General features: G+C 57.3%; 25 protein-coding genes. 14 read left to right on the forward strand and 11 right to left on the reverse strand.

The genetic code is table 11. The features are described from left to right. The first annotated feature begins 53 nt into the window (after positions 1 to 53). From IEV54_RS11295 to IEV54_RS11310, 4 genes are read left to right on the forward strand one after another with little or no spacing between them, the layout of a single operon-like run. Complete coding sequence (locus tag IEV54_RS11295; protein ID WP_150276901.1) at positions 54 to 656, forward strand: PepSY-associated TM helix domain-containing protein; 603 nt, start codon at positions 54 to 56, stop codon at positions 654 to 656. A gap of 12 nt (positions 657 to 668) precedes the next feature. Continuing rightward, positions 669 to 1175 carry a DUF2271 domain-containing protein gene (locus IEV54_RS11300; protein WP_150276900.1) on the forward strand — a complete coding sequence of 169 codons (507 nt, stop codon included), beginning with the start codon at positions 669 to 671 and terminating at the stop codon, positions 1173 to 1175. A 55-nt stretch (positions 1176 to 1230) separates the two neighbouring features. Further along, complete coding sequence (locus IEV54_RS11305) at positions 1231 to 2094, forward strand: DUF4198 domain-containing protein (RefSeq protein WP_150276899.1); 864 nt, start codon at positions 1231 to 1233, stop codon at positions 2092 to 2094. Positions 2095 to 2097: 3 nt separating this feature from the next. Further along, entirely contained in the window at positions 2098 to 2706 is a 609-nt protein-coding gene (locus IEV54_RS11310; RefSeq protein WP_150276898.1) for a flavodoxin domain-containing protein, read from the forward strand. Between the two features lie 21 nt (positions 2707 to 2727). Here IEV54_RS11310 and IEV54_RS11315 read toward each other — a convergent pair whose 3' ends face one another. Continuing rightward, complete coding sequence (locus IEV54_RS11315) at positions 2728 to 3774, reverse strand: AraC family transcriptional regulator (protein WP_150276897.1); 1047 nt, start codon at positions 3772 to 3774, stop codon at positions 2728 to 2730. Beyond that, a complete protein-coding gene (locus tag IEV54_RS11320; protein ID WP_150276896.1) occupies positions 3771 to 4688 on the reverse strand; it encodes a GGDEF domain-containing protein in 918 nt (305 codons plus the stop codon). Before IEV54_RS11320 ends, IEV54_RS11315 begins: the two co-directional genes overlap by 4 nt. Before the next feature lie 389 nt (positions 4689 to 5077). Between IEV54_RS11320 and IEV54_RS11325 the strand changes: the two genes are divergently transcribed. The 9 genes from IEV54_RS11325 (at position 5078) to IEV54_RS11365 (ending at position 16462) form a co-directional block, all read left to right on the forward strand. Further along, positions 5078 to 7552, forward strand: coding sequence for a TonB-dependent receptor (locus IEV54_RS11325; RefSeq protein WP_223825405.1), 2475 nt, complete (start codon positions 5078 to 5080; stop codon positions 7550 to 7552). Between the two features lie 57 nt (positions 7553 to 7609). Next, on the forward strand, positions 7610 to 9601 hold the full coding sequence (locus IEV54_RS11330; RefSeq protein WP_444542567.1) for a phytase: 1992 nt from the start codon (positions 7610 to 7612) through the stop codon (positions 9599 to 9601). 83 nt (positions 9602 to 9684) lie between these two features. Further along, positions 9685 to 10371, forward strand: a complete 687-nt coding sequence (gene tolQ / locus IEV54_RS11335; protein ID WP_150276893.1) for a protein TolQ — start codon at positions 9685 to 9687, stop codon at positions 10369 to 10371. A 3-nt stretch (positions 10372 to 10374) separates the two neighbouring features. After that, positions 10375 to 10815 carry a protein TolR gene (gene tolR, locus IEV54_RS11340; RefSeq protein ID WP_150276892.1) on the forward strand — a complete coding sequence of 147 codons (441 nt, stop codon included), beginning with the start codon at positions 10375 to 10377 and terminating at the stop codon, positions 10813 to 10815. 4 nt (positions 10816 to 10819) lie between these two features. Then, positions 10820 to 11665: an energy transducer TonB gene (locus IEV54_RS11345; RefSeq protein WP_150276891.1), complete on the forward strand. Its 846-nt coding sequence runs from the start codon at positions 10820 to 10822 to the stop codon at positions 11663 to 11665. Positions 11666 to 11667: 2 nt separating this feature from the next. Continuing rightward, the gene (locus IEV54_RS11350; protein ID WP_150276890.1) at positions 11668 to 13647 is read left to right on the forward strand and encodes a PhoX family protein; all 1980 of its coding nucleotides are present in this window, start codon (positions 11668 to 11670) and stop codon (positions 13645 to 13647) included. Positions 13648 to 13688: 41 nt separating this feature from the next. Next, the gene (locus IEV54_RS11355; protein ID WP_150276889.1) at positions 13689 to 14570 is read left to right on the forward strand and encodes a metallophosphoesterase family protein; all 882 of its coding nucleotides are present in this window, start codon (positions 13689 to 13691) and stop codon (positions 14568 to 14570) included. A gap of 126 nt (positions 14571 to 14696) precedes the next feature. Beyond that, a complete protein-coding gene (locus IEV54_RS11360; protein WP_150276888.1) occupies positions 14697 to 15914 on the forward strand; it encodes a benzoate/H(+) symporter BenE family transporter in 1218 nt (405 codons plus the stop codon). Between the two features lie 104 nt (positions 15915 to 16018). Continuing rightward, positions 16019 to 16462, forward strand: a complete 444-nt coding sequence (locus IEV54_RS11365; RefSeq protein WP_150276887.1) for a DUF411 domain-containing protein — start codon at positions 16019 to 16021, stop codon at positions 16460 to 16462. A gap of 5 nt (positions 16463 to 16467) precedes the next feature. On the opposite strand, the gene IEV54_RS11370 is transcribed toward IEV54_RS11365, so the two are convergent. From IEV54_RS11370 to iscR, 9 genes are all read right to left on the reverse strand, one after another. Beyond that, positions 16468 to 17526 carry a GGDEF domain-containing protein gene (locus IEV54_RS11370; RefSeq protein ID WP_150276886.1) on the reverse strand — a complete coding sequence of 353 codons (1059 nt, stop codon included), beginning with the start codon at positions 17524 to 17526 and terminating at the stop codon, positions 16468 to 16470. Positions 17527 to 17726: 200 nt separating this feature from the next. Further along, positions 17727 to 18149 carry a SufE family protein gene (locus tag IEV54_RS11375; RefSeq protein WP_150276885.1) on the reverse strand — a complete coding sequence of 141 codons (423 nt, stop codon included), beginning with the start codon at positions 18147 to 18149 and terminating at the stop codon, positions 17727 to 17729. A 13-nt stretch (positions 18150 to 18162) separates the two neighbouring features. After that, positions 18163 to 18696, reverse strand: a complete 534-nt coding sequence (gene sufT, locus IEV54_RS11380; protein ID WP_223825384.1) for a putative Fe-S cluster assembly protein SufT — start codon at positions 18694 to 18696, stop codon at positions 18163 to 18165. A gap of 13 nt (positions 18697 to 18709) precedes the next feature. Continuing rightward, a complete protein-coding gene (locus IEV54_RS11385) occupies positions 18710 to 19066 on the reverse strand; it encodes a HesB/IscA family protein (RefSeq protein ID WP_150276884.1) in 357 nt (118 codons plus the stop codon). Positions 19067 to 19075: 9 nt separating this feature from the next. Beyond that, positions 19076 to 20320 (reverse strand): aminotransferase class V-fold PLP-dependent enzyme, encoded by a 1245-nt coding sequence (locus tag IEV54_RS11390; RefSeq protein ID WP_150276883.1) that lies wholly within the window; start codon positions 20318 to 20320, stop codon positions 19076 to 19078. Then, a complete protein-coding gene (gene sufD, locus IEV54_RS11395; protein WP_188434437.1) occupies positions 20313 to 21623 on the reverse strand; it encodes a Fe-S cluster assembly protein SufD in 1311 nt (436 codons plus the stop codon). Before sufD ends, IEV54_RS11390 begins: the two co-directional genes overlap by 8 nt. Positions 21624 to 21628: 5 nt before the next feature. Continuing rightward, complete coding sequence (gene sufC, locus IEV54_RS11400) at positions 21629 to 22378, reverse strand: Fe-S cluster assembly ATPase SufC (protein ID WP_150276882.1); 750 nt, start codon at positions 22376 to 22378, stop codon at positions 21629 to 21631. Between the two features lie 58 nt (positions 22379 to 22436). Beyond that, positions 22437 to 23873, reverse strand: a complete 1437-nt coding sequence (gene sufB / locus IEV54_RS11405) for a Fe-S cluster assembly protein SufB (RefSeq protein ID WP_150276881.1) — start codon at positions 23871 to 23873, stop codon at positions 22437 to 22439. Positions 23874 to 23991: 118 nt separating this feature from the next. Then, positions 23992 to 24480: a Fe-S cluster assembly transcriptional regulator IscR gene (iscR, locus tag IEV54_RS11410; protein ID WP_150276880.1), complete on the reverse strand. Its 489-nt coding sequence runs from the start codon at positions 24478 to 24480 to the stop codon at positions 23992 to 23994. A gap of 300 nt (positions 24481 to 24780) precedes the next feature. On the opposite strand from iscR, the gene IEV54_RS11415 reads away from it, so the two are divergent. Next, positions 24781 to 26211 carry an aldehyde dehydrogenase family protein gene (locus IEV54_RS11415; RefSeq protein ID WP_150276879.1) on the forward strand — a complete coding sequence of 477 codons (1431 nt, stop codon included), beginning with the start codon at positions 24781 to 24783 and terminating at the stop codon, positions 26209 to 26211. Positions 26212 to 26229: the final 18 nt, after the last annotated feature.

Raw genomic sequence — 26229 nt, forward strand, 5'->3', positions numbered from 1 at the left:
GGACCCGGCAGCCGGTTCGCCGGCGCTGGCTCCTATAACCCTAGAGAAAACCCATGCACAAGCGTTTCACCCTGGGATCGTTGCGCGAATGGCACTGGATAAGCTCGGCACTGTGCCTGGCCGGTCTGCTGTTGTTCGCGGTAACCGGAATAACCCTCAACCATGCCGGGCAAATTGAAGGCCGCAACGCCATCACCACGGTGGAAACGCAGTTGCCCGAAGAGCTGCTGGTTATGGCCCGCGAAGCCTCAATCGGCGAAGCGGGGCTACCACAGCGGCTGCAGGATTTTCTCGAGCAACAGATCAACACCAGTCTGTACGGTCGCGCGCCTGAATGGAATCCGGGCGAGCTCTACATAGGCATGCCAAGGCCCGGCGCCGACGCCTGGTTGAGTCTGGATCTGGAAACCGGTGATTTGCTGTTCGAGGACACTGACCGCGGCTTGATCGCCTATTTCAATGATCTGCACAAGGGCCGTCATACCGGCATTGCCTGGAGCTGGTTCATTGACGTGTTTGCTGCTGTCTGCGTGCTGTTCAGTCTGACTGGGCTATTGCTGCTGCGACGTCAGGTCGCCAGCCGCCCCACAACCTGGCCTTTGACCGGCCTGGGTCTGCTGATCCCCCTACTACTGATGTTTTTGCTCATCCACTGACAGGAATAATCGATGCACAAGTCACTGACCCTGTTTTGCGCTCTGCTCAGCGGGCCTCTTGCCGCCGCCGAGATGAATATCGAGGTGCAGATCCCCCGGCTCGATGCCGCCGAATACCATCGCCCCTACGTCGCCCTGTGGCTGGAGCAGGACAACCGCCACGCGGCAGATATCGCCCTCTGGTACGACCTGAAGCTGGCTGAGCAGGAGGGCGAGAAGTGGCTAAAGGATCTACGCCAATGGTGGCGCCGCAGTGGCCGCAGCCTTGACCTGCCGATCGACGGTCTCAGCGCCGCCACCCGGCCGCCGGGCACCCATAGGTTAACGCTGGATAACACCAGGCTTCCGCTCGCCGAGCTTGCCCCGGGCAACTACGAACTGGTGGTCGAGGCGGCACGCGAAGTAGGCGGCCGTGAAATGCTTCGCCTGCCTTTCCAGTGGCCACCGCAAGAAACAACCACCTCAAACATCCAGGGCGACAACGAACTGGGAAGAGTCACTTTGACGCTGACCCCCTGATACAACAACAGCCGGTTTCCGGGTGAAACCCTGGGCCTCCAAAAGGAATGAATCAATGAACAAAGTTCTGAAATACACACTAGTAGCAACTGCCATCTGCCTGGCTTTGCCAGCGCAGGCCCATCGCGCCTGGTTGCTGCCGTCAGCTACCGTCTTGTCCGGTGAAGACCCCTGGATAACCGTCGACGCCGCCGTTTCAAACGATCTTTTCTACTTCGAGCACTTCCCCCTGCGGCTGGCCGGTATCGGTGAAGCGGCTGCCAAAACTGAGACGCAAAACGGGCGGGCGCCCTCGCCTTTGCTTATCAGCGCACCTGACGGCACGCTGGTGGAAGGACTGAACGGCAAAACCGGCCGCTATCGCACTACCTTCGACGTGCATCTGACCCAGAAAGGTACCTACAAACTGGCTGTAGCCAGCGGTCGCCACATGGCCACCTATACTGACAAAGGCGAACGCGCCCGCTGGATGGGTGAGCTGAAGGATCTGCAAGCCAATCTGCCAGCCTCGGTAGAGGACCTCGAGGTTACCCAGGGCAACTCGCGCATGGAAGTGTTCGTGACGTCCGGCAACCCTAGCGATAGCGTATTCGAGCTCACGGGGAAAGGCCTTGAACTAACCCCCATCACTCACCCCAATGATCTCTACGCTGGCGAAGCCGCCGAGTTTGCGTTCAGCCTGGACGGCAAACCTGCTGCCGATATGAAGGTGACGATCATTCCCGGCGGAAACCGTTACCGCGATGAACTGGGTGAAATGACGATGCAAACGGATGCCAACGGCAGGATCGAAATCACCTGGCCTTCGGCTGGCATGTATTGGCTAGAGGCGGAATACGACACGAAGGCGGGAGTCACACCGCCAGTCACCCGTCGACGGGCCAGTTACAGTGCCACGCTGGAAGTGCTGGCGCTCTGATCCATGCCAATATTGAATGTGATGCAAAATGTCGGCGCCGAACGCGTCGGCTGGGCCCTTCTGGTCACGTTGCTCTGGGTGATTGTCTGTCTCTGGTCCTGGCACTGCTCCCGCAGGAAGGCTGCGCCCGCCGAGGCGCCATGGTTAGTCGCCTACGCCAGCCAGAACGGTACGGCCGAGACACTGGCAAGAGCCACACTTGCCCAGATACAAAGCCTTGGCGAAGCACCCCCTACGGCGCAACTGCTACCGTTGAACAGCGTCAAGAGAGGACATTTGCGCCGGTGTCGGCGGATGCTTTTGGTGGTCAGTACGACAGGTCAGGGTGCGGCGCCGGAAAATGCGCGGCAGTTCTTTCAGCGTTTCCTTTGCAAATCACTGGATCTCAGTCACCTGGAATATGCAGTGCTGGGGCTGGGTGACCGGCGCTACAAGCGCTTTTGCGCTTGCGCCGAGGACCTGGACGACTGGCTTGCGGCTCAGGGGGCAACCCGGACATTTACAGCGCTGAAAGCTGACCGCAGCGATCCACGCACGCTCGCGCAGTGGCACGAGAATATTGCGTTAACACTGGCACCGGGGGAAACCAGCAACCTCGATGCGCCAGCATGATCTGCTGGTTCACAATGCTGTTCAGGCAAAGCTGCCCGGCAAATCGCTGGGCAACAGCCCTGTCCAGCGCTTGAAAGAACGACGGAAGTTGGCCTTGTCATTGAAGTTCAGATAAGCCGCCACTTCGTCACTGCTAAAGCCCTTGCTCACATAGAGGTCCAATGCCACATAGGTTCTGACCTGATCGAGCAGCTGCTGAAAATGGGTATCGTGTCGCTTCAGCTTGCGTTTGAGCGTTGCCGCGCTCATCCCCTGTGCCTCGGCCAGGCGGTCGAGCCCAAGGGGCTGCCGGATATGTTCATGGAGATATTCGAACAGGATATCGAGCATGCTTGGGGCCATTTCATCAGCTGCTGCCAACTCTTCAAGGCTGGCCTGCTCGGCTACCTGCCCTACCGTCACGGACACATTGGACCAGGGCCGAACCAGGAATTCGCGCGGCAGACGCATAAGGTTTTGCGGGCAACCGAACCGCACCTCCTCGCTCAGATGTACCCAATATTGTTCGACATAACCGGGTTTCGGATGGCGCAACTGGTATTGCCATGGCAAGGGCCCGCCCGAGAGCCACCGACACATGGCCGTAACCGCTGTCATGCACGCCTCCATCAGGAAGATTTCACGTCCGCCCACCCCGCAGCTATCGAACCAATGGATATAAGCGTACCGGTCATCCAGCCTGAAACGGGGGGTCAGAAGAGGCGAAAGGCGCCGGCGTAAAAGCACCAGACGCTCCAGGGCCTGCTGCAGATTCTGGGCGTGGCGCAGGGCGTGGCTGGCATTCCCGTAATGGCCGGGCAACAACTGCTGGCCGAACAGAAAGCTGCAATCATCTCCGCCTTGCAGTTGACGCACGTTGTCGATCAGTCGCAGAAACTGCTCGGCGGTAACCGACTGCCGACCACCCAGAATATCCTGGTAAAACAGTCCGGTACCCCGCAGCAGTCGGTGACTGTCAATTCCGCGTCCCAACGCCAGATCAAGCAGACTGGCAGGTTGGTGATGGGCCGGAATGAAGCGCGCATCGCGTTCGTACCAGTTCCGTTGTCTGGCAGGTGCATTGCTCATGCGCTGCGGGCCAGAGGCATCTGCTTGGCCTGTGCCATGCGCAGGTTCAGGCGTTCCAGCAGACCCTCCGCGCTTTCCTGTCGCGCCATCACCGCCACCGTAGTGGCGCTCAGCACAAGCCGCTCACCCTGTCCGGTGGTTCTGTAGGCCAGGTGCGCAATGGCCAGTGACACCTCCATTGCCATTACCTTTGCCTGCGACTCCAATGTATTGGGCAGGACAATAACGAAGCGGTCGCCGGCCAGGCGGCAGAGCAGATCGTGTTCACGCAGGTTCAGTAGAACCAATTGCGTGACCACCTGCAGCACGCGGTCACCTTCTGCCTGTCCGTAATCGCGATTGATCGTGTTGAATGTATCCATATCCAACATGACCAGCGATAGCGGTTGACGGTCTGCTTCTGCCTGCTGAATGGACGACCCGATCTGGTTTCTGAGATAGGTCGCGCCTCCCAGCGGGGTCAGTGTGTCGAACTCGCGATGCTCACGGTAAAGCCGTTCACGGTTGCGCATCTGCAGGTTGATCGCCAGTTGCTCACTGTGCCAGTGATAGATGCCCAACGTAAGCAGCACGAAACCCACCGGCATCGGCCCGGACTCAAGCCATCCGTCCCAACGTACGCTGTCGGGCAACTGGATGAACTCATCAATCACATCCATCCACAGGGAAAAGAACAAGCAGGCAAGACCGGCAAACAGGAGTGTGGTAACACGACCCGCAGGTCGACTTTTCAGCAGTAGACATATCCATACCAGCACCAGTATCGCCGACCCGCCCTCGCCCGCCACGTCCAGCGGATCCCAGATGGACAGAGGCTTCACTGCTCCCAGGGACAAATGCAGGATCAGCCCGAGATTGGCTACCAGAAACAGCACCAATAGCTTGATGCGGTGAAATGCGAACAATGAGGGCATGGAGGCCTCCGACTGGGACATGCTGCCCAGAACAACAGAGGCAGATGACAGGGAGATTGCAGCGTGGGGGGTCAATTCAGCTCGCACGAACGCAGCATCTTTCTCTCTGAATGCCGCACTCCGCCCCAACGCGCCCACGCAGGCCTGTAGAACCGTTTACTCTTTCCTGTTCTGACGAGTCAATTAAGCTCAAAACTGATTGGAAATTGCCCCACAACCCCCGAAAACGGGGCGCGCCGGCAAGCATTGTAACCAAACTGACATCCAGGCTCCCTAAGGTCCGTTGGCAACAGAGCAAGCAGCTCCTTGCTCCATGGCAATCAACCGGGGGAAGAACCATGTCAGGCCGAAAGCAGATTGTTACTCGTAATGGATTCAGAATCAGCGTCATGGCATTGGCCATCAGCGCCTGCGCGCAGGGTTGGGCGGCGGAAAACCAGCCCGAGATCGTCGAGGTAATCGGCCAGGCAGCCCAATTGGAGCAAGCGCTTGAAGAACAGCGCCGCTCCAGTTCGATCGAAAGCGTGGTACATGCCGACGCTATTGGCCAGTTACCCGATGACAACGCTGCAGAAGCTTTGCAGCGAGTACCCGGCCTCTCGGTAGAACGTGATCAGGGCGAAGGACGTTTCGTTCGGGTTCGTGGCCTGGGTTCGGACCTGAACAGCGTGACGATCAACGGCACGCTGGTACCCGCCCCCGAAGACGATCGCCGCGCAGTGGCGCTGGACGTATTGCCCAGCGAGTTGATCCAGTCGCTTTCCGTCGTCAAGACACTCACCCCCGATATGGATGCCAACTCCCTGGGCGGCACTATCGAAGTGGAAAGCCTGTCTGGTTTCGACCACGACGAGCAGTTCTACAGCATTAACGCCGAAGGAAGCTACGATGAAAATACCAGTCAGACCAGCCCGAAGCTGTCTGGCTCATTCAGTGACCGTTACAGCCTTGGCGACGGCGTGGACAATTTTGCGTTCGCCGCCGCAGTCAGTTGGCAGGAGCGGGACTTCGGCTCCGACAATGTCGAAACCGGAGGAGCCTGGGATTTCGATAACGGCCCAGCGCTCGAGGAGCTCGAGCAGCGTCGCTACGACATTACCCGGGAGCGAACAGGGTTAGGCCTCAACTTTGATTACCGTCCTGATGAAGACAGTGAAGTGTATCTGCGCACACTTTACAGTCGCTACAAGGACGATGAAGTCCGCCAGGCGAGCGTAATTGAATTTGCAGATCCGCAAGGCAGCGGTCAGTCAGGCACCGCCGAGGCGGCACGCGAACTGAAGGCACGCGAGGAGACTCAGGAGGTCAAGAGCCTGGTATTGGGAGGCAAACGGCACCTGGGTGACTGGACTCTTGCCGCCCAGGCCGGTTACAGCCAGGCAAGTGAAAAAAGCCCGGACGGTCTGGCCAACGCCTCTTTCGCCGGTAACGATGACTTTATCAATGCCGGCTTTACCGACACGCGCAAACCCCGCTTGAGTATCGAAGACAGCTTTTACGACCCATCGAGCTTCACACTCGATGAAGTAGAGCAGGAAAAACAGACCACCACAGACACCGAACGCAACATTCGCCTGGACCTGACCCGGGATTTCTACATCAGCATGATGCCGTCCCAGCTGAAGTTTGGTGCCAAGGCCAGCCGGCGCCAAAAGGACAACGATCTGGATGTCTGGGTCTATGAAGACTTTGATGAGCTGGGCTTTACGGATGATCAGCTCAACATGACCAACTTCAGCCGCGGTAATACCGATTACGGTCTGGGTCGCTTTGGCCCAGGCGCTTCACCGGACGCGGTACAGAACCTGATTGGCGGCCTGGCGCGTGACGATTTCTACGACGAGGAAGAATCACGGATCAACGATTTCGATATCGACGAAGACATCAACGCCGCCTACATCATGAATACTGTGGATATCGACGCGCTACGTATCATTGCCGGCATACGGTACGAGAGTACCAAGCTCGATGCCCGCGGCACCGGGTTGAATGACGGTGTTTTCGAAGCCAGCAACACCTCCAACGACTACGATCACTGGCTGCCCGGTCTGCACGCCATCTATCAGCTCAATTCCAAAACCCAGATCCGTGCGGCCTGGACCAACAGCGTCGTGCGGCCGACCTTCGGTCAACTGTTTCCGGGATTCGTGCTGGACGGTGATGAGGCCGAGTTTGGCAACCCGGGCCTTGACCCACTGGAAGCCAGCAACTTCGATCTGGGGATCGAGCACTACATGGGCCGCGCCGGGGCTGTGTCAGCTTTCGTCTTCTACAAGGACATCGAAAACTTCATCTACAGCGCAAACGTCGCCGGTACCGGTGACTATGTGGGTTTCGATGAAGCTTTAACCTCGGTCAACGGCGACGAGGCGGAAGTTTATGGCCTTGAACTGGCCTACTCCCAGAAATTCAACTGGTTGCCCAGCCCCTGGAACGGATTCCTGCTCAATGCCAATTCGACCTTCACGCGCTCCAATGCCCGCATAGACCAGTTCGACCAGGATCTCGGCGCGCGCAGGGGTCGCGACATCAGCCTGCCCGGTCAATCGGATGTCACAGGCAACCTGACCCTGGGCTGGGAGAACGAGAAGCTCAGCCTGCGCCTGTCGAGCAACTACAAGTCCGACTACCTCGACGAGGTCGGTAACGTGCTTGATAAACGCTATGACTTCCAGGTCGATGATCAGCTGTTTGTCGATTTCAGCGCCAGCTACTTCCTGACCCAGAACCTCCAGGTGTTCTTCGAGGCGCAGAACCTGACCGATGAATCCTATTACGTTTACACCGGCAGCCGCCGCTTCAACGCCCAGTACGAAGAGTACGGTCCGAGCTACAAGCTGGGCCTGACGCTCAGCCAGTTCTGAGGCCCTATCGCCCCGGCCCCGAGGGCCGGGACATCCTGATTTTTTTGAGAACAAATGATGATTAATCGCTTCACACTCACACTGGCCGCCGCGCTGGTGTCCAGTGCAGCATTGCTTGGCGGATGCACACCTGCTGAAAGTCAGACGCAGGAAGATCAAGGCTCCGGCACAACTGCTAACGCCAGCGCCCTGCCCACAGAACAACCACGGTTGACACTCACAGGGTGGGAACCCGAGTCAGCTGGCAACGCAGAAAGCTGGACCTTAATACCCGAACATGCCGACAACGGCGACCTGGACCGTGCCGCCGCCAATAACAAGGGTTTGTGGTTGATGAATGACCAGGGCAAGGTCCAAGCGCATCTGCCCGGCCGTTTTGCCACTCTGGATGTGCGTTCACACGCGGGCGGTCTTACTCTGGCCAGCGTGAACAGCCGTACCGCCAGGCCCATGCTGATCAGATTCAATAGCCAGGATCAAAGCTTCGGACAGCCGCTGTATCTCCCTGCTACCCAGTACAAGGTTGAAAACCTTTGCCTGTACAGAGACGAGCAAGAGAATCTGTTTCTCTTTCTGCTCGGAGAGGAAGGTATTGGAGAGCAGTGGCTGATAGCGAGCGACCAGCGCCTGCTCGACAGTGCTTTGCCGGTCCGGCGTTTGAGCATGCCACCCCAAAGCGAGTTCTGCGCAGTAGATGACCAGCAACATCTGCTCTTCGTCAACGAAGAGACCGTTGGTGTCTGGGCCTACGGGGCACATCCCGAGGCAGAACTGAGCCGTGCAGCAATTGACATGGTCGCCCCCTTTGGCTCCATAGCCGCAAGCGCAGCGGGTGTGACTGCCGTGCCTGGAGGATTGTTGGTGCTGGATGCCGAAGCCGCTCTTATGCACCGCTACCAGCAGACCGGCAACGACTGGTCCGCACTGCCGCCCATAAGCCTGAGCGAGCTTGAAGAACCTGAACGAGTCACCAGCCGGCCAACCGAAAATGGCATTGACCTGCTGCTGGTCAACGATGGCAAAACGGCGCTGTTTGCGGGAGAGCTGCAATGGCGTCCCGAACCAGCCGAACTAGCTGCTCCCTTACCGGTTCTGCTACCCCGGATACATACCGACGCTATACCCAGCGCCGGCGATGCGGCTGACGATCCAGCCATATGGGTCCATCCCAGCCAGCCGGAACGCAGTCGCGTACTGGGCACCGACAAGCGCGCGGGTCTGGCTGTTTATGACCTGCAGGGCAAGGAGCTGCAGTTTCTCGCGGTTGGCCGGCTGAATAACGTCGATGTGCGTCGCAACTTTACCTTCAATGGGGGCTTGGTTGACCTGGCCGTGGCGAGTAATCGCGACAGAAACAGTCTGCATCTGTTTGCCATTGACCAGTCCAGCGGCGAACTGACAGACATAGGCCAGATTCCAACACCTTTAAGCGAGATTTACGGCCTGTGCCTGAGCCAGTCGCCAGAGGGCCTCATCTACGCCATTGCCAATAGCAAGAGCGGCCGGTTTCTGCAGTACCAGTTGAGCGCAGAGGTCCAGCAGGTCCGAGGCGAGCTGGTCCGCGAGTTCGCCACCCAGACCCAGCCCGAGGGCTGCGTTGCCGATGATCAACGCCAGAAGCTGTTTATCGGTGAAGAAGACGAGGCGGTATGGGTGCTGGACGCCGGCGCCGATGCGCCTGCAACGCTACAAAAGGTAGTCGGGATTGGCGGTCTGGTAAAGGACGACATCGAGGGTCTGGCGTTCTACCAGCATCCGGAGCATCCCTATCTGGTGATTTCCAGTCAGGGCAACGACAGCTTTGTAGTGCTCGACGGCGAAGCGCCCTACACCGTACGCGGCGCCTTCCGGGTCGGTCTGAACGCCGAAGGGGGAATTGATGGCGTGTCGGAAACCGACGGACTGGAAATCAACTCGAGCAATCTGGGCAGCGCTTGGGGCAAAGGCATGCTGGTCCTGCAGGACGGCCGCAAGCGTATGCCAGAGGGCAACCAGAACTACAAATATGTGGCCTGGCAGGACGTCGCCAAGGCGCTGGGTCTGGACTGAACCTGTCCACAGATCGTCACACAAGCATCATTCAATAGGTGTACGGGCTGCCAATGGCGGCCCCTTAACGGAGACACAAAGCCATGCCTACAACGGTAGACACTATGTCCATTTGGGGATTGATAGAAGAAGCCAGTGTGCTGGTACAGATCGTCATGCTGGTTCTGGTCGCGGCGTCCGTCGCGTCCTGGTTCGTGATAGTACAACGCAGCACGCTCATGGCATCTGCCCGACGCTCGCTGCGTCAGTTCGAGAATCAGTTCAAGGCAGCAGGCAATCTCGATCAGTTGTTTTCCAATTCAACCGAGAACCGTAATGCCGCCGAACAGGTATTTCGCTCCGGCTTCGGTGAATACCAGCAGCTCAGTCAGTATCCCGGCACCGAGTCAACCGCGGTTATGGAAGGGACCCAACGGGCAATGATGACCGCAATTGCCCGTGAGGAAAAACGGCTGGAAAAACAATTACCCTTTCTCGCCACCGTCGGTTCAGTCAGCCCCTACATCGGCCTGTTCGGGACGGTATGGGGAATCATGAACTCCTTCATCGGCTTGTCCCAGGTTCAGCAGGCGACCCTCGCGGCCGTAGCCCCCGGAATTGCCGAGGCGCTTATCGCCACCGCCATTGGCCTGTTTGCTGCGATACCCGCGGTGATCGCCTACAACCGCTTTGCCGCCAGCAGTGAAGATCTGATCGCCAGCTATTACACGGTAGCCGACGAACTGGCCACCCTGCTCCACCGTCGTTTGCACACGCCAGGCCAGAGGTAACCCATGCGTCCAGTCAGGCACAAACGCAAACCGAAGGCCGAGATGAATGTGGTGCCCTATATCGACGTCATGCTCGTGCTGTTGGTGATCTTTATGGTCACCGCGCCCATGCTGACCCAGGGCATACAGATCGAACTGCCCAAGGTCGCCAGTGAGGCCCTGCCAACCGATGAGACTCAATCCATCGTCACCCTCTCCGTTGAAGCTGACGGCACCTACCATTGGAACCAGGGCGAGACGGTTGATACCGAGCATTACAGCGAGAGCGCCACCAGCCTGCAGGACATGTCCGCCCGGGTCTCGGGGCTGGTCGCGGCCAATCCCGAAACACAGGTGTTCATACGCGCCGATAGCGAGGCCGGCTACGGTCTGGTGGTCGCCGGCATGGCCGCTCTGCAGCAGAGCGGCGTTGTTCAGCTTGGTTTGATTACGGAGGCCCCCTGAGACAATGACTGCCATGCTGCCACCGACTACCCAGTCGCCATCTCACCCCTCGCCCCCGAGCAGGCTCGGCCATTTTGCATGGCCTGCGGTCGCCACCATGGCACTGCATGGAAGCGTCTTTGCCCTGCTGCTCGGCAACTGGTCGCCTGAGGCGCCCGCGGTGGCCACGGAACGGGTGCTCAGGACGCAACTGGTGACGATCAACACCGCACCGGCTCCCGAACCGCCCCCGATTACGCTGCCGGAACCACCGGCTCCGGAGCCACCCCCGCCTCCGCCATCCCCACCCGCCGAGGTGAAAGTGCCCGATCCGGTAAAGCCTCAAATCGATCATGCCGCCATTGCCCGAAAAAGAGTCGAGGAAGAGAAGCGGCGTGAGGAAGCCAAACTGGCCGAGCAACAGCGCCGGGAGCAGGCCCGAATCGCCGAGCGACAACGCCTCAAGGAGGAGCAAAGACGTGAACAGCAGCGGCTCGAGCAACTGGCTGCCGAACAAGCGCACCATGAGGCTTTAGACAGAGCTGAACAGCAACGCCTGGCGGCGGCAAAAAGCAAAGCGGCAGCAGACACCCTGAGCCAGTATCAGCCGATCAGCAAGAAACCTCCCGCCTACCCGAAACGGGCACTGGATCGGCATAAGGAAGGTGACTGCACCGTGGAATACACCGTGACTGCACAGGGCAAGGTGAAGGACCCGGTGGTGGTCGAAGGCGGCTGTGATGACATGGTGTTTGCCCGACCATCACTTACCTCCGCAAAGAGCTTTCGTTACCAGCCCCGGGTTGTAAACGGTGTTGCTGTAGCGGTGCCCGGCGTACGCAATACCTTCCGTTTTCGTTTGGAGCAATGACCATGCGACAGGACCACCAGCATTACCATGCCGATCTCGAAGCAGCAGACGATCAAAGCATCAACCCGAGCAAGGCTCCCACGCTGAACAGCCTGGTCAACCAGAGTCGCCGTAATCTGCTGAAAGGTAGCCTGGGCCTGGCAGCCTTTGGCTTTCTGGGCGGCAGATTGCTCTGGGGTACCGAAGCGCTGGCCATGGGAACGTCGTTACTGGGATTCAAGGGAGTAGCCGCGCAAACGTCCGCCGCATTCGATCAGGTCATCGTGCCTCCGGGTTACTCCGCCAGAGCTTTCTTCAGCTGGGGCGATGCAGTGTTGGAGGAAGCCCCGACCTGGCGGCCGGATGCCTCTGACGATTGGCAGGCGCAAATGCAACAGGCGGGCGACAACCACGATGGCATGCACTTCTTTCCCTTCGCCGATGCGCACAATGATCATGGTCTGCTGGTTATCAACCATGAATACATCAACCCGACTCTGCACACCGGGGGGATGACGTTTTTCGAAGACGATACCGGGCGCAAACAGCGTCCCATGGATCAGGTACGCAAGGAGCAGGCGGCCCACGGGTTGAGCATCATCGAGGTACGCAGGGACCAGCACGGTATCTGGCAGCGGGTGAGTAAATCCCGTTACAACCGAAGAGTGACAGCCATGTCCCCGATTGACCTGGCCGGACCGTTACGCGGTGATAACCGCATGAAGACGGCCAGTGATCCTGCTGGTGTGCAGGTGTTGGGCACACTGAACAACTGCTCAATGGGCGTTACGCCCTGGGGCACCTATCTGGCATGCGAAGAGAATTTTCATAACTACTTCGTCAATCGTGATGGTGTTGACTATCAGCAGCGTGACGAGCATCGACGCTACGGTATCGGCAATCAACAGAACAGCCGCTATTACGCCTGGGAATCGGTAGATCCACGATTTGACGCCACGCCCTATGCCGAGCAGCCTCATCTGGGGCACTGCAATGAACCCAACCGCTTTGGCTGGGTGGTAGAAATCGACCCCTTCGATCCAACCGCAACCCCGGTAAAACGCACGGCTATGGGGCGCCTCGGGCGCGAGTGTTCGGTGCTGTCACTTGGCGGCGATGGACGCATGGCCTGCTACTCCGGCGACGACAGCCGCGGTGAATACGTCTACAAGTTTGTGCCCGAGGGACGATTCGACGCGGCTCAGCCCGCCGCCAACAGGCGCTTGCTCGACGCCGGGATTCTCTATGTTGCGCGGTTCAATGCAGATGGGTCAGGCCAATGGTTACCCCTGGTCTGGGGTGAAAATGGATTGACTGCCGAGAATGGGTTTGTCGACCAGCAAGGGGTATTGCTCAACGCCCGCGGCGCCGCTGATTTTCTGCAGGCCACCCCGATGGATCGACCGGAATGGGTGGCCGTTCATCCACAAACCCGTGAAGTCTATGTGACGCTGACCAACAACAGTGAACGCGGATCCTGCTTCCGGGTGGATGCGGCTAACCCGCGTCCCGATAACCTGCACGGCCAAATCCTCCGCTGGAACGAAAGCGACGCAGACCCTACTGCCACGACTTTCACCTGGGAGCTCTTTCTGCTTGCCGGGGATCAACCCGGCACGCTGGATGACTCTGGCCAGCCCGTCGCTGAGCATCTGACCGGCAATATCAAAGGCGATATTTTTTCATCCCCTGACGGTCTGGCCTTCGACGCTGACGGTCGTCTCTGGATTCAGACCGACTCGGATGACCAGGCATCCCACACCGCAAGAACCGGGTGCAATCAGCTACTGTGCGCTGATCCTGTCAGCCGCGAGGTAAGGCGCTTTCTGGTTGGCCCATCGGGTGCAGAAATCACCGGTATTACCTGGACGCCGGATTACCGAAGCATGTGGATCAACGTACAGCATCCGGGCATCAGTTATCCCGCCAGCGATGGACAAACCCGCCCGCGCAGTACCACGGTTCTGATCAGCCGAGATGATGGTGGCGTGATCGGAGCCTGATCATCCACTTGATACTAATACTAATAGATTCATGGAGTTATATGAGTATTTTTACTAAATTTCTAGCTTTAATCCTGGCCTTGATTCTAGTTGGCCCAAGCACACTACAAGCCAGTCCGACAGATGACTCAAAACCCGTACTGCGCTTTGCTGTGTTGGGTGACGCCGAGCCCAAACCCCTGGCTGAATTCCCCGGGCTGGCCAGCGCCGTCGATCACGTCAATAGTCTGGCTGCAGAACAGCCCATGGATTTCGTCATTGGCGTTGGTGATATCGCTCACAAGGGCACCTTGATTCAGTACGACAACGCCAGCCTGGAGCTCGAGCGACTTAGCCTGCCCTTCTATCCCATCATGGGAAACGAGGAGCACCATTCCAGCGTTGCCCGCTTCCTTCAATATGCCAATCGCTGGAACGCCGGCAAAGCTCACATAGGTAACGACCGCTATGTCGTCGAGCGGGAACAGGTTGCCCTGGTATTTGCCTCACCGGATCACGGCCGTGACTTTGATAACAGCGGTGTGCAATGGATGGCTGAACAGATTGAACATCTGTATCCCAAGCCGGTTTTTCTGATCGTCCACGGCGCCCAGGCCGGCGCCTATCCGGAAAATGCGGACAAGGGCATCACCAACGGTAGTTTTGACAGTGTTCTTGGTATGGAAAATCTGGCGGTGCTGATTTCCGGTGATCTGCATATGGACATGGACCGCGTCGATCACTCGAAAAAGATCGGTCACGTGCAGTATTTGCACATACCTGGACTGGAAAGGACCAAAATTCCGGATGAAACGCGGCACATTCCGATGTTTCGCATTGTGTCGCTGTACGCTGACGGCCAGGTGGTAGTCGATACCTATGAAGCTGGTGCGGGTGACCCGCCCCTTGAGCGTCACGACTATCGCTTCTCTCTGCACGACTGACGCGCCCCTTGCACAGGAAACCCGGTAACTGTTGCGCTATCTGACGGCCTGGCTGTAGCTCAGCCAGGTCTGTGGATGCGGCTATGATTGCGGACCATATCCAAGCTGGTCCGGCACAGGCCCGTCATGCGTTCTATCAATTTCTTTCCTTCAATCCTCAATGGCGTAACGCGCGACTCGAGCCTGTCCACCCTGACGGCCGGGTTTATCGCTATGCTGACCGGCTACAGCTCCTCTGTCGTGTTGATGATCCAGGCGGGACAGGCAGCCGGTCTGACCCCGGAGCAGATCGCTTCATGGATCTGGGCTCTCTCCATCGGCATGGCGATATGCACCCTGGCGCTATCTCTGCGTTACCGGATGCCCCTGGTCGTTGTCTGGTCCACCCCCGGCGCGGCGCTCCTGATAACCAGCCTTCCGGGTGTGACTTACGGTGAGGCGATAGGTGCATTCATGGTATGTGGGTTAATGCTTCTTGTCAGCGGGATCAGCGGCACCGTAGCGCGCCTGATGCGCTGGCTTCCCACTTCACTGGCGGCCGCCTTGTTGGCCGGCATTCTGTTTCGTATCGCCAGCCAGATGTTTGATGGTACCAGCGAACACACCGCTCTGATCGTCTTGATGCTTGCCAGTTATTTGTTGGGTAAACGTTGGCTGGCACGTTATGCGGTACTGATTGCACTGATAACCGGGACCCTAGTGGCATGGCTTGCGGGCATGCTGGATATGCCCGAGGTCACCTGGGCATTGACCGCGCCAGTATGGACAACACCCAGCTGGTCACTGGGCACCGTCATCAGTATCAGCTTACCGTTATATATCGTGGCCATGACGTCGCAAAACCTGCCGGGACTGGCAATACTCAAAACTGACGGATACGAGCCCGATCCGGCACCTATATTGTCACTGACAGGAATCGCTACGATTTTGCTGGCGCCTTTCGGGTCACACGGACTGAACCTGGCGGCAATCAGCGCCGCTATATGCACCGGCAAGCAATCACACTCCAATCCTGCCCGGCGTTATACGGCGGCACTTTGGTGCGGGGTTTTCTTTGCTGTCGTAGCCCTGTTCGCGGGCAATTTGACAGCTTTGTTCATGGCGCTCCCGCCCGTACTGGTTATCAGTATTGCGGCCCTGGCATTGCTGGGATCAATAGCCAACGGGCTTGCAAAAGCAATGGAGCAGCCGGGGGAGCGAGAGGCCGCCCTAATCGTGTTTCTGATCAGCGCATCAGGTTTTACGCTTTTCTCGATCGGAGCTGCATTCTGGGCACTGGTCGCGGGCCTGATCGCCTGGCTGATATTGCCCGGCCATTCCGGCGGGCCCAAGGGGAACCAGTAACTGCGGGCAACACAGATCTTGCTCAACCCCGGCGAGCCCCTGCGCCCAAAGATTGCCAGAGTCATTTGGAAACCGTACTCTGGGAAAAATCACAGGAGAGCCCCATGAAACTCATAGCTCTGACATCAATACTCGCTGGCAGCATGTTGAGTGCAAGCTGGTTATACGCTGCCGACCCTGTCGCCATCGACGTCTACCGAGACCCTAACTGCGGATGCTGTTCAGCATGGATTGACCATTTGGAGGAAAACGGTTTCGCAGTGAACGATCACCTGGAAGGTGATATGGGCCGGATCAAGCAACAACAAGGTGTGCCTCGGGAGCTGGGCTCCTGCCACACCGCAGTTATTGACGGACGCTTTGTGGAAGGCCATGTCCCAGCCGCCGACATCCTACGCATGCAGCGTCAGCCCGGCTTGCTGGGGCTTGCCGTACCAGGTATGCCGGTGGGCTCACCCGGAATGGAAGTAGGCGATAGAGTAGACAATTACGACGTAATCGCAATTGAAGCGGACGGCACTCAGACAAGGTTCAGCAACTACCCCTGAGCGAATTACAGACTCAGTTCGTTTTCAGTCTGGGTCATCGGCTCTCCTTTCTTTTCAGAGCCATTCCCGGGGCTGATAACGAACCGGTCACGCCCTTCGTCCTTTGCCTCGTACAGACACAAGTCAGCTTCATGCATCCATGCATCAACGCTGGCATGTTGGTCCAGTACACAGCCGCCGATTGAGACTGTGACGGGCCCACCAGGCCCCTTGAGATGTTCGGCAACACTCATGCGGATGTGTCCGGCGGTTTTCTCCAGCCCCTCGCGGGAGAGCTTGGGAAGCAATAGAACGAACTCCTCACCGCCCATGCGGAACAACCTGTCAGATTGCCGACAGGATTGTTTGATGATGCGGGCAAAGTCGATCAGTACACGATCCCCGGCTTTGTGCCCATGACTGTCGTTGACCTCCTTGAACAGATCAAGATCCAACACCAGCATACCGTAGCGGGTTCCGTACCGTCGGTGCTCGGCAAGGGCGATTTCCAGTTCCGAATCCATCGCCCTGCGATTGCCCACACGAGTCAGCGGATCCAGTGTGGCCAGCTCGACCAGTTGCACACGCTGACGCCGGCCACGGTAGGCAAAAACCGAGGCGAAAAAACTGGCGATGAGACAGGTCACAAAGAACGAGGTCATCTGATAATGACTTTCAAACACCACGCCGGGATTCAGATAGCCATAAATGCAGATGGCCAGCAGCGAGCTGAAGGTCGCCAAGGCACTCTGCAGCGGCGGCACAACAAAAAAGTTGAACAGAATAAGAGTGTAAAACCAGAATAGCCCGTTAACGCCCAGCTTCATCGCAACCAGGAAGGTGCCAATCGAATAGACCACAGCCAAAAACTGACCTGGCCGCAGCGTGTTACCGGTTCGCCAGGCGTACAGCACCGCGAGCATGGTACTGCACACCAGAAACGCATCAACCAAGCCGACAACCAGATTACCTTCAAGCAAGCGGAAAACGGTATAGGGGGTTATGCCGATCAGGGAGCAAAACCCTACCAGGGTGATGATGGATAACTGAAAATCGTCCTTCAGACGCATCCAGATATTGTGCATTGAGGTACTGCCTGTTTTTATTGTTCAACCCGACCGTGATCAGGATTGTTTCGCAGTGCGAACATTACATCCAGATACAGTCTCAAACAAGAGGCAGATGTATCCCTTAGGAAAATGACTCGTTACGGTACATTATCTGCGTATAGACTCAGTCCGGTTTCGCTTTTAAGTGCATGCGCGACACCGACGCTGAACTCTCGTCAGAGGCTGGCTTCGGCACTCTGTTGAATGCGCTTGACCATGGCTTTCAGGCCATTGCCACGGGTCATGCTCAGGTGCTTGAGCAGATTCAATTCGGCAAAATACTGCTCGATATCGAAGGCCAGGATTTCCTGTGGGGTTTTGCCGTTATAGGCAGCCAATACCACAGCCAACAAACCCTTGACGATAAAAGCATCGCTATCGGCATCAAAATACAGGCGACCGTCCCGTTCATGACCGACCAGCCACACCTGACTCTGGCAACCACGCACAATATGGTCGTCAGAACGCTGAGCGTCTTCCAGCGCTGGAAGCTCGCGACCAAGGTCGATTATGTACTTGTAACGCTCTTCCCATGTGTCGAAGAATGACAGCGTATCGATAATATCGTCGCTGGTGACTTCGGTGCCAAACTGACTCATGTGCTGCAATTCCTCAAAAAAACATGCCGGTGGCAAGCTGGGCTTCTTCGCTCATCATTTCACGGGACCATGCCGGATCGAAAACCAGATCCACTTTAACGGCCTCCACATTCGGCACACGGCGCACCCGGTATTCCACATCACCGACCAGAACCGGTCCCATGCCACAGGCGGGCGCAGTCAAGGTCATGCGAATGTCCACACGCCGATGTTCCTGGTCGACTGAGACAGCATAGATGAGCCCCAGATTTACCAGATCCACAGGGATCTCCGGGTCATATACCGTGCGTAGCGCTTCCCATACCTGATCTTCATGAATCTGGTCGTCAGTTGGCTCGGGGAAACTGAGCAACTCGGGCTCAAGGCCAAGCCTGGCCGCATCGGTGCCGTCAACTCGGACCATCTGGCCGTTATAGGTCACCGTGTAATTGCCACCCAGTGCCTGGGTTATGGTAACAAAGGTGTCCTTGGGAATGGTCAGCGGTGTGCCATCCGGAACCCGGCGCGCGGGACAATCTGCCTGCGCAACCACCATACGTCTTTCCATCTGAACGTCTGCCTTAATTCACGCTGAAACTTTCACCGCAACCGCACTGGTCGACGACGTTGGGATTGACGAAACGAATCTGTTTGTTGATGCCTTCCTTGACCAGATCAATTTGCGTGCCGCTGAGAACCGGTAGGCTCTCACTGTCTACGAAGAGTTCGATCTGATCATCAAGACGGTAATGCAGGTCGCTCTCGGCGCCCTCCTCGACCATATCGATCACGTACATGAAACCGGTACAACCGCTCTTCTTCACACTCAGGCGGACTGATCGTCCGGGCTGAGTCGCCAGCTGGTGGCGGAAATGCTCCAGTGCAGCGGGCGTGACTGTTACCACCTGGCTGCCCGGATCAAAGGATTCAACGCTCATGCATGACTCCTATAGGAACTGTCTGACCTTGGCCAATGCCTCGAACAAACGATCAACATCGGCAAAGGTATTGTAAATACTGAAACTGGCGCGAATAGTGCCCGGGATACCGAACTGGTCCATGATAGGTTGCGCGCAGTGATTTCCTGTGCGCACCGCAACACCCTGCTGGTCGAGCAGCATGCCAACATCGTGCGGGTGGGCACCCTCCAGCAGAAAGCTCATCACCGCAACCTTGTTCCTGGCCGTGCCAACCAGTTTCATACCGGGCGTATCCAGTGCACGTTTTTGTGCGTAGGCAAGCAGCGCGTCTTCATGTGCAGCAGCGCCTTCACGATCCAGCGCTTCAACATAATCCACTGCCGCGCCCATGCCGATGACACTGGCGATATCCGGTGTGCCAGCCTCGAACTTGTATGGCAGCTGGTTGTAGGTCGTGCCATCAAAACTGACCGACTCGATCATTTCCCCGCCACCCTGGTAGGGGCTCATACTTTCAAGCAATTCCCTGCGTCCATAAAGCACACCAAGGCCAGTGGGGCCGAAGAGCTTATGGGCCGAAAAGACATAAAAGTCACAATCCAGCGCCTGCACATCAACCGCCCAGTGACTGATCGCCTGGGCGCCATCGACCAGACATAGCGCACCATGGTCGTGGGCCAGCTTTACGATGTCCGCAACCGGATTGATGCTGCCAAAGGCGTTGGATACGTGGCCGCAGGCAACCATGCGCACACGCTCATCGAGCATCTGCTCGAAAGCCTGCATGTCGATGGTACCAGTACCATCCACCGGGATAGCTTCAACTGTCGCGCCAACTTCGGCCGCGACCATCTGCCAGGGCACAATATTGGAATGGTGCTCCATCGCTGACACCAGAATCCGATCGCCCTTCTGCAGATTAGCCCTGCCCCAGCTGGCGGCTACCAGATTAATGCTCTCCGTGGTGCCCCGGGTCCAGATAACCTGACAGGCATCAGGGGAGTTGATGAAACGCGCCACCTTGTTGCGGGCCGCTTCGAACTTCTCCGTAGCGCGTTCGGCCAGGGCGTGGGCACCGCGATGAACGTTGCTGTTGTCCTGCTGGTAATAATCGACAATCGCCTGAATAACCGCCTTGGGCTTCTGCGTGGTAGCGGCGTTGTCCAGATAAACCAGCGGATGCCCGTTTACCTCCTGGTTCAGGATCGGAAAGTCCAGGCGCACCCGCTCGGCATCGAACGCAGTACCCGTCTTCAGCGCCAAATCAGTCATGGGCCAATTGTCCAATCTTGCCGCTCTTGCGACCAAACAGCTCGGCCAGACGCGGGCGGAGATATTGCTGGATCGCAGGCTCCGGCACCTCGTTGAGCAGCTCGTTGATAAAACCGAAGCTGAGCATGCTCATGGCCTCTGCATGTGATACGCCGCGGCTCTGTAGATAGAACAGGGACGTCTCGTTGAGCTGGCTTATGGTCGCGCCATGGGCGCAACGCACGTCGTCCGCGTAGATCTCAAGCTCAGGCTTGGTGTTGATCTCGGCTTTGTGCGAGGTGAGCAGATTCTTGTTGCTCAGCTCAGCCAGGGTCTTCTGCGCGTGCGGGTGGATATGAATACGCCCGTTGAAAACCGCCTTGGATGAGTCACCAACAATACCGCGGAAAACTTCGTTGGTAGTGCAATGGGGCACACAGTGCTCAACGTTGGTGTGATAGTCGATCAACTGATTGTTACGCGGCAGATACACACCGTGCAGTTCCAGATGTGCACCTTCGCCGCGGTGGTTGACCTGGTAATCGATACGCTTCAAGCGGCTGCCCTGAGCGATGGTAAAGCCATAGAACCGCGCAGAGCGATGCAGATCCACGTGCACTCCGCCCACGTGCAGCAGGTCTTCCTGCTCCAGATTGATGCGGTAATGTTGAATTTGCGCGTTATTGCCTACCACAACCTCTGTCAGGCAGTTGACGAAGCCATTCTGCTGCGTCTCGCTGGAGACATAATGCTCGATCAACTCGGCCTGGCTGTTCTCTTCCAGAACCAGCAGTACCCGCTGGTTGCTGATTACAGGCTCGGCGCCTGGAGTAGACACGTTGATTATATAAACCGGCTTGGCGAGCTTTTCGCCTTTGGCAACGTGAATAAGTAGACCGTCTGCGGTCCAGGCGTTACTCAATGCTGCAAACAGGTGCCGACTGGAGTCCACTACGGAGCCCAGGTGCTCTTGTACCAGCGCGCGCTGGTCCGCATCAGCATCGGCAAAACGCACGACAGAAGCAGGCAATGGGCTCGATTCGGCCGGGACAAACTGCCCATTGACGAAGACCAGCCGGGTCGCATCGAAATCCTCGATCGGTTCAATATCCTCCTTCCACTCCACACCCTCTGAAGAACCCCAGGTGCCTGCGGACGCGCTTTGCAGTGGCGCCAGAGGTGTGTACTTCCAACTCTCGGTCTTGCGCGTGGGCCAGGCTGCGGCGGTCCAGTTGTCCGCACCCTTGCGGCGCAGACTGGTCAGCCAATCGGGGCTTTGCTGTTGGGCTGCGAGCTCAATCGCCCTGTTCTGGAAATCCGTCATGGGAATCAGGCCACCTCTTCTTCAAGCCAGGCATAACCCTTGGCTTCCAGCTCAAGTGCCAAACTCTTGTCGCCGGATTTGACGATGCGACCACCGGCAAGCACGTGGACATGGTCAGGGACGATGTAATCCAGCAGACGCTGGTAGTGGGTCACCACAATAAAGCTGCGTTTACCGTCGCGCAGGCTGTTTACGCCGTCGGCAACCAGTTGCAGAGCATCAATATCCAGGCCTGAATCGGTCTCGTCGAGAATGCACAGGTCTGGCTCGAGCAGCATCATCTGCATCAGCTCGTTGCGCTTCTTTTCACCGCCGGAGAAGCCTTCATTAACGCCACGCTTGAGAAAGCTAGCAGGCAGGTCCACCCGCTTGCTGGTTTCACGGGCCAGCTTCATGAAATCCATCGCCGAGAGTTCTGGCAGCCCCGCGTGCTTGCGTCGTGCATCCAGGGAAACCTTGAGGAACTCCATGTTGCTGACGCCGGGAATTTCAACCGGATACTGGAATGCCAGAAAGAGGCCCTCGCGAGCACGCTCTTCGGTATCCATTTCGAGCAGATCATGCCCTTTATAGGTAATTGAACCGGCAGTCGCTTCATAGCCCGGGCGCCCGGCCAACACATTACCGAGGGTACTTTTACCCGATCCGTTGGGTCCCATGATCGCATGGACTTCGCCCGGCTTGATCTCGATATCCAGGCCCTTGAGGATATCTATTTGCTCAACTTTAGCGTGTAACCCTTTGACTGATAGCATTTTTGGTGCCCAATAACTGTGTGAATTTTATACAACCAAAGTAGACTGGAAGTCGGGTTTAACCCACCGACCCTTCCAGACTGACTTCGAGCAATTTACCTGCCTCGACCGCAAACTCCATCGGCAACTCCTTGAACACCTCACGACAGAAGCCATTGACGATCATCGAGATTGCTTTCTCGGCATCCAGACCGCGCTGCTGACAAAGGAACATCTGATCATCGCTGACCTTGGAGGTAGTAGCCTCATGCTCGACCACAGCGGTAGGGTTGCGGCTTTCTATGTACGGGAAGGTATGCGCGCCACAGCGGTCACCAATCAGCAAGGAGTCGCACTGGGTGAAGTTACGCGCGCCGTCGGCGCCCGGATTAAAGCGCACCAGGCCACGATAGGAGCTGTTGCTCTGGCCCGCGGAAATACCCTTGGCGATAATCGTGGACTTGGTGTTTTTGCCCAGGTGGATCATCTTGGTTCCGGTATCGGCCTGCTGAAAGTTGTTGGTCAACGCGACAGAGTAGAACTCACCAACACTGTTATCCCCCTTGAGAATGCAACTGGGGTACTTCCAGGTCACCGCCGAGCCGGTTTCAACCTGTGTCCAGGAGATCTTCGCATTGGTGTGGCAGATGCCTCGCTTGGTGACGAAGTTGTAGATCCCACCCTTACCCTCGGCATTACCCGGGTACCAGTTTTGCACCGTCGAATACTTGATGGTCGCGTTGTCCAGAGCAACCAGCTCAACTACCGCAGCGTGCAACTGATTTTCATCGCGCATAGGCGCCGTACAGCCTTCCAGGTAGCTCACATGGGAGCCTTCCTCGGCAATGATCAGCGTGCGCTCAAACTGCCCGGTGTTCATTTCGTTGATGCGGAAATAGGTCGACAGCTCCATGGGGCAACGCACGCCCTTGGGGATATAGACGAAGGAGCCATCGGAGAAGACCGCGGAGTTGAGCGCAGCGTAGTAGTTGTCCTTCTGGGGGACCACACTGCCCAGATATTTCTTCACCAGCTCAGGACACCGATGCACCGCCTCGCTGATGGGGCAGAAGATGACACCCGCCTCCTCCAGCTTCGCACGAAAGGTAGTGACCACGGATACCGAGTCGAAAACCGCATCGACCGCAACGCCAGCAAGCATTTCCTGCTCGTGGAGTGGGATACCCAGCTTTTCATAAGTACGGATCAGCTCGGGATCGACCTCGTCCAGACTCTTGGGTTTATCAGCCATACTCTTGGGCGAAGAAAAATAGGACACCGACTGGAAATCGATTTCCGGATAATGCACGTGGGCCCATGTAGGCTCATCCATCTCCTGCCAGGCGCGGAACGCCTTGAGGCGCCACTCCAGCAACCACTCGGGCTCACCTTTCTTCTCGGAGATGAAGCGTACGGTGCTCTCATCCAGGCCGGGAGGCAGAGTATCGGATTCGATGCTGGAGTGAAATCCAGCTGCATAATCACTCTTAATAAGGCTTTCGACTTGCTCAGTCACGGTATCACCTCAGTCAGGCAACGGATGATGAAGACCATCTGTTGCTGCTTATATCAGGCAGCAGTACGGACCGACGCTGGGCCTGCACTGCATGAATCGGACGGTTCTGGTGACCGTTTCAGATAATACGTTCCAACGTTGTTGCTTTTGCTGCGGAGGTACTGGCGCATCCATTTGTGTCCTGGCGTATGCGGACCCGTTGAATGTCTTCACGTGAGACCAGGTCTGCCAGACTGATGTCGCTTAGAAAATCGTGTAATCGATCACTCAGGTCCGACCATAAATGATGCGTCAAACAGACTTCGCCCTGCTGGCAATCGCCGCGCCCCAGGCAACGGGTGGCGTCCATCGAATCGTTAACAGCTTCCACAATCTGCGCCACGCTAATGGCGGCAGGGCCGCCAGCTAGCCGGTAGCCGCCGCCTGGGCCACGCACGCTTTCCACCAACTTGCACCGGCGCAGCTTGGCAAACAGCTGTTCGAGGTATGAAATGGAGACACCCTGACGCTGTGAAATGTCTGCCAGCGTGATCGGCCCCTGATCTTCGTGGAGGGCAAGATCCAGCATGGCAGTTACCGCATAGCGGCCTTTCGTTGTCAGACGCATTAGCGATCCCGAGCCGGTTGGACGTGCAGACACTATGCAATAGCCAAGCGTTTTAGTCAAGTATTACCCCTGACCTAAGGCCCGCATTATAAGGGTATTTACCCGCATTCAGAAGGCGCTGACATCTGCTCATACATCCCGACAGCAGCAATGGAATCGCTGACACTGCCATGACCACATCAGGCCAACCGATGTCCCGTCATCATTGGTAAGCAGATTGCACATAAAGAGGCTGATAGATCCAGCCTGACAATGCTATCGTCACAGGGATATTCGAATTACATGAAAAGGAGTCCATCAATGAGTCATTACCACGAATTCTTCATCAACGGCCAATGGGTACAACCCAAGGGCGAGAACACCATCGACGTGATCAACCCGGCTACCGAACAGGTCGCAGCCAACATTGCCCTGGGCAACAAGGAAGACGTTGACCTGGCTGTTGAAGCTGCCAGAAATGCATTTGCCACCTTTTCCCAGACCACCCGTGAGGAGCGTATTGCGCTGCTGGAACGCGTCATGGAAGTTTTCATGAAGCGTCTTCCCGATGTAGCCGAAGCCATTTCCATCGAGATGGGTGCGCCGGCCAAACTATCCAAGACTGCCCAGGCGCCCTCTGGTATCGGCCACTTCTCGGCAGCACTGGACGCGCTGAAGGAGTTCAAGTTCGAGGAAGAAATGGGCACCACGCTGGTCGTCAAGGAGCCGATTGGTGTCTGCGGTCTGATCACTCCCTGGAACTGGCCCATGAACCAGATGACCTGCAAGGTCGCACCTGCCCTGGCCACCGGTTGCACCATGGTGCTCAAGCCCTCGGAAGTGGCTCCTTTGTCCGCCCTGATTCTGGCTGAGATTCTTGAAGAAGCCGGTGTACCACCAGGCGTCTTCAACCTCGTCAATGGCGATGGCCCCACCGTGGGCGCCGCCATGTCTTCTCATCCTGGCATCGACATGATGTCCTTCACTGGCTCTACTGCAGCCGGCCGCATGGTCATGAAATCCGGCGCCGACACCATTAAGCGTGTGGCACTGGAACTGGGTGGAAAGTCTGCCAACATCCTGCTGGATGATGTTGACTTTGAAAAGATGGTTGGCCACGCGGTCATGTCCTGCATGAACAACACAGGGCAGTCCTGTAACGCCCCCACGCGCCTGCTGGTACCTAACAGCCGCATGGATGAAGTTGCCGCTATTGCAAAGGCGGTAGCTGCCAAGGTCAAGGCTGGCGACCCGAACGCAAGTGATACTGTTATTGGTCCTGTCGCTTCGGAAAATCAGTGGAAAAAGATCCAGGGACTGATCAAGGACGGTATGGAAGAAGGCGCCAGGCTGGTTACTGGCGGACCGGACCGTCCAGAGGGCCTGGAAACCGGCTTTTATGTCAAACCCACCGTATTCAGCCACGTAACCAATGATATGCATATAGCCCGTGAAGAAATCTTCGGGCCAGTGCTCTCCATCATTGGCTATGAAGATGAAGAAGACGCCGTTCGCATCGCCAACGACACCGTTTACGGACTGTCCGGCTACGTGTCCTCCGGCAACCTGGACCGTGCGCGCAATGTTGCCCGCCGCATCCGTACCGGCATGGTGCACCTCAACGGCGCGCCGCTGGATAACAAGGCACCCTTTGGTGGTTACAAGGAGTCGGGGATTGGCCGCGAATGGGGCCATTATGGTTTCGAGGACTTCCTCGAGGTCAAATCGATCTTCGGTTATAACGCCAAATAGTCGCTGCGCTCCCAGCTA

Source organism: Halopseudomonas salina (assembly GCF_014637955.1).
Classification (GTDB): Bacteria; Pseudomonadota; Gammaproteobacteria; order Pseudomonadales; family Pseudomonadaceae; genus Halopseudomonas; species Halopseudomonas salina.

Excerpts from the sequence above, each read along its gene's own strand:
- IEV54_RS11295 (WP_150276901.1), top strand. The coding sequence starts at position 54 with ATGCACAAGCGTTTCACCCTGGGATCGTTGCGCGAATGGCACTGGATA.
- IEV54_RS11300 (WP_150276900.1), top strand. The coding sequence starts at position 669 with ATGCACAAGTCACTGACCCTGTTTTGCGCTCTGCTCAGCGGGCCTCTT.
- IEV54_RS11305 (WP_150276899.1), top strand. The coding sequence starts at position 1,231 with ATGAACAAAGTTCTGAAATACACACTAGTAGCAACTGCCATCTGCCTG.
- IEV54_RS11310 (WP_150276898.1), top strand. The coding sequence starts at position 2,098 with ATGCCAATATTGAATGTGATGCAAAATGTCGGCGCCGAACGCGTCGGC.
- IEV54_RS11315 (WP_150276897.1), bottom strand. The coding sequence starts at position 3,774 with ATGAGCAATGCACCTGCCAGACAACGGAACTGGTACGAACGCGATGCG.
- IEV54_RS11320 (WP_150276896.1), bottom strand. The coding sequence starts at position 4,688 with ATGCCCTCATTGTTCGCATTTCACCGCATCAAGCTATTGGTGCTGTTT.
- IEV54_RS11325 (WP_223825405.1), top strand. The coding sequence starts at position 5,078 with ATGGCATTGGCCATCAGCGCCTGCGCGCAGGGTTGGGCGGCGGAAAAC.
- IEV54_RS11330 (WP_444542567.1), top strand. The coding sequence starts at position 7,610 with ATGATTAATCGCTTCACACTCACACTGGCCGCCGCGCTGGTGTCCAGT.
- tolQ (WP_150276893.1), top strand. The coding sequence starts at position 9,685 with ATGCCTACAACGGTAGACACTATGTCCATTTGGGGATTGATAGAAGAA.
- tolR (WP_150276892.1), top strand. The coding sequence starts at position 10,375 with ATGCGTCCAGTCAGGCACAAACGCAAACCGAAGGCCGAGATGAATGTG.
- IEV54_RS11345 (WP_150276891.1), top strand. The coding sequence starts at position 10,820 with ATGACTGCCATGCTGCCACCGACTACCCAGTCGCCATCTCACCCCTCG.
- IEV54_RS11350 (WP_150276890.1), top strand. The coding sequence starts at position 11,668 with ATGCGACAGGACCACCAGCATTACCATGCCGATCTCGAAGCAGCAGAC.
- IEV54_RS11355 (WP_150276889.1), top strand. The coding sequence starts at position 13,689 with ATGAGTATTTTTACTAAATTTCTAGCTTTAATCCTGGCCTTGATTCTA.
- IEV54_RS11360 (WP_150276888.1), top strand. The coding sequence starts at position 14,697 with ATGCGTTCTATCAATTTCTTTCCTTCAATCCTCAATGGCGTAACGCGC.
- IEV54_RS11365 (WP_150276887.1), top strand. The coding sequence starts at position 16,019 with ATGAAACTCATAGCTCTGACATCAATACTCGCTGGCAGCATGTTGAGT.
- IEV54_RS11370 (WP_150276886.1), bottom strand. The coding sequence starts at position 17,526 with ATGCACAATATCTGGATGCGTCTGAAGGACGATTTTCAGTTATCCATC.
- IEV54_RS11375 (WP_150276885.1), bottom strand. The coding sequence starts at position 18,149 with ATGAGTCAGTTTGGCACCGAAGTCACCAGCGACGATATTATCGATACG.
- sufT (WP_223825384.1), bottom strand. The coding sequence starts at position 18,696 with ATGGAAAGACGTATGGTGGTTGCGCAGGCAGATTGTCCCGCGCGCCGG.
- IEV54_RS11385 (WP_150276884.1), bottom strand. The coding sequence starts at position 19,066 with ATGAGCGTTGAATCCTTTGATCCGGGCAGCCAGGTGGTAACAGTCACG.
- IEV54_RS11390 (WP_150276883.1), bottom strand. The coding sequence starts at position 20,320 with ATGACTGATTTGGCGCTGAAGACGGGTACTGCGTTCGATGCCGAGCGG.
- sufD (WP_188434437.1), bottom strand. The coding sequence starts at position 21,623 with ATGACGGATTTCCAGAACAGGGCGATTGAGCTCGCAGCCCAACAGCAA.
- sufC (WP_150276882.1), bottom strand. The coding sequence starts at position 22,378 with ATGCTATCAGTCAAAGGGTTACACGCTAAAGTTGAGCAAATAGATATC.
- iscR (WP_150276880.1), bottom strand. The coding sequence starts at position 24,480 with ATGCGTCTGACAACGAAAGGCCGCTATGCGGTAACTGCCATGCTGGAT.
- IEV54_RS11415 (WP_150276879.1), top strand. The coding sequence starts at position 24,781 with ATGAGTCATTACCACGAATTCTTCATCAACGGCCAATGGGTACAACCC.